This is a genomic window from Microcoleus sp. OTE_8_concoct_300 (assembly GCF_031383065.1).
Taxonomy (GTDB): Bacteria; Cyanobacteriota; Cyanobacteriia; order Cyanobacteriales; family Microcoleaceae; genus Microcoleus.
In genome coordinates, this window is record NZ_JANMZH010000733.1 from 1 (window position 1) to 2,958 (window position 2,958).

Genomic DNA, 2,958 nt, shown 5'->3' on the forward strand with positions numbered 1-2,958 from the left:
TAAATTGGCGTTGCCTAAAACTCCCAAAGTTCCTAAAATATTTGACTGATTGCCCCCGGTAACGCGGGTAAAAATATTAGTAATTCCCCTGGGATTTTCAAAATATGCTCCCCGCCCTTCACCTATGTTAAATTCGCGCCAACTGTGAAACAAGCTTGAACCGCGTGTGGCGCCGCCGTCAAGGCGATCGCTGGGCAAATTATTAATTGTATCGTCCACCGTGCGCGAACTTTCCGGCCCCAGGGTATTATCGGGGATGATTTGGGCGATCGCACCTACGGGAAAAAGGCACAAATAACCACTCACAAGTAAAAGGTAAATCGAGCCTGAAATCGAGGGATTTTCTGTAGAGTGAACTACAGATATCGGGGAGAATAATGGCCGTGCCCAGCCGTGACAACTTAAGACCCTAACCCCTAATAAATCTCGCTTGTATTCGAGTCTATATTCCCCAAAATCCCCCTGAATTCGGGGGATTTTGAAAATATTTTTTGTCCCCCCCTTATTCAAGGATATTAGGGGCGAGTGAGACTTCGATACAAACAACAGAGACGGTCGGTTTGACGTTAAGTTGTCACACCTTGGCACTGCCTGGTTGCTACTGTATTTCAGAGCATTGAAAACTTCTGTATAGTATTTGTATTGCTTTTTTAGTTCGTTGATTTTGCTGAGCCAGAAGTAGAGATATTGGAAAACCATAATTAACCTTTTGTTAGCTGACAAAAGCGACCAATTTTAAAGAATTTGCTATTTTCAGGTCATCGGGGCACACAAACCGATAAAGGAGGCCTGGTGCGATCGTCCAATTGACCGGCAACTTGATTCGCCACAAGCATAACTTCTCCTTGAGAATTCACCACCCAACCGCGAGCCGGAACAACTTCCCGATCCGCGATTTCCCCGAATTCCCTCTGCGATCGATCCGTTACATTGGGTACATTGTCCGTTGCCGAACGAACTGCCTCTTCTACCCATGTCCACCGCGTTCGAGCGCTACTGAGGGTATCATGAGGACTTGGTGGCACTCCTCCTTTCCCAGTGACGATAAATGCGCTCTCGGTCGCTTTCGTGCAGGGATTTGCCGCAATTAAAGCAGCCGGAGCGACAACATTTTGCCGCGGTTCCACTAAACCTTGAGCAGGATTCACGCCGCCACCTTGCAAAGCCGGGCCCCTACTTTGGGAAATAGCGGCGATGTCGCTGCTATTAAGCAGAGATGTGGGATTTACTTGCAAAGCTTCTAATTGATCCTCAGTCACCCCCAACCTGCTTTTGATCTGTTCGCGGCTGGCTGCTGCAAAGCCCAAGATATTCGGGACATTGATATTAACGCTGCCGCCTGCAGCGCTCTTGGCGTTAGCCGTGATGTCGCTATTGTTGAGCCCCACTAGGATATCGCTGTTGAGGGTGATGTTGCCGCCTTCGCCAGCACCCCCAACAGCGGTAATTCGGCTGTTGCGGCGCAATTGGATGTCTTGCGCGAGCAAGTTAATATTACCCCCGGTACCCGATACATTGGTGGCGTCAATGATGCCTTTGGTGTTGAGGGCGATCGAATCGGCGACAACATTGATGCTGCCAGCACTTCCCGAGCCAAAACTCCCGACATTGATTGTTGCCCCGTCTTTGACTCTCAACCTTGGCGCGACAATGCTGATGTTTCCCGCTGCCCCTGTGGGGGGTGGAAGCTGGAAGAGATCCTGTAGAAAAGTATCCCCAGAGGCAGTCGCTATGCCGGAAGTAAAGAAATCCTCATTTGCTCCAACCAGTTCCACCGACTCCGAAGCGTTGATAATGATGTTTCCCGCCTGTGCTGCCCCTAGAGTAGAAGCTGCTATGCTTGCGCTACCTTGAACAATCAATCGCCCGGTGTTAATCCTCACGTCCCCGCCCGCACCGCCCCCAACAGTCCCCGCAGCCAATGTAGTGAAGGCATTGGGATCTTCCTCTAAACTGTCGCTTGCGCTAGTGCCAATTATTCTCACAGAGTCGGTGGCATTGATGATAATATTTCCGCCCCGGCCGGCCGAAGGAAGCACGCTATCTATTGTGGCAATCCCGCTGGTAGAAGTTATCGCCGTTCCCCTTTCCATTAACAAAGAGCGTGTATTAATTTCTATATTTCCCGCGTTTCCCGTACCCGCAATACCGGCAATACTGTTAGTGGAGATTGCTGTACCCAACGCACTATCCAGCCTGTTCTCTGTGACTATCACCTGCTCGGAAGCTCTCACCGTTAAGTCTCCTCCATCGCCTGCACCCACACTTGCGGTTGCTACAACTCCCCCATTTCTGACAGTCAGCTTCCCCGTATCAATTGTTAAAGTCCCTCCATTTCCTCGATCAATAGCAGCGCTGAGCACCCCGGATGCGTTGACCTCCACTGATTCAGAAGCTTTAATTGCTATATTTCCTCCGTTCCCCGATCCGTAGCTGAGGTTGAGGACGCTCGCCCCTTCTGCGAGTCTTAGCTGCTTAGTATCAACTGTAATATTCCCCGCCCTTCCTGGGCCTGCTGTCCCGACTGTTATGCCGCTTGGCCGAGTTGAAAAGCTACTCGTTCCAGTTGTGCCGGCCTCGAGGACAGCCCGCTGAAAGTTCTCATATCCAATTCCCTTGATTTCTACATAGTCAGTAGCACCGACTTTGACATTTCCTCCCTCTCCCCTCCCGGTAGTACCAGTTGAAATCAAGGCTTGGTCTAATATTCTTAATTGTGCTGCATCAACAGTGATGTCGCGACCGTTAATATCGCCAATAGTATCGGAGATGAAGGCAGCCCGATCGCGCAAAATCACATTTCCCCCCCTAACCGATATCGCGCCTCCCCCCGGCCCGCTAGCTATCACCGAGGATAAACCGGATAATTCTATATTGCCCAACTTGGCAACATTTGTATAGTCTAAACCTAATCCTAGGGGCGTGATGTTGAAGCTTACCACACCTGGACTTGCCACA

At 50.3% G+C, this 2,958-nt stretch carries 2 protein-coding genes; both read right to left on the reverse strand.

Annotation, left to right across the window (positions count from 1 at the left end):
• Nucleotides 1-294: two-partner secretion domain-containing protein (locus ACUVJL_RS32875; protein ID WP_445249667.1), on the reverse strand; the 294-nt coding region annotated here is incomplete at its 3' end.
• Nucleotides 295-758: 464 nt separating this feature from the next.
• Nucleotides 759-2,958, reverse strand: a 2,200-nt coding sequence (locus tag ACUVJL_RS32880; protein ID WP_445249668.1) for a filamentous hemagglutinin, incomplete at its 5' end; no start/stop codon positions are given.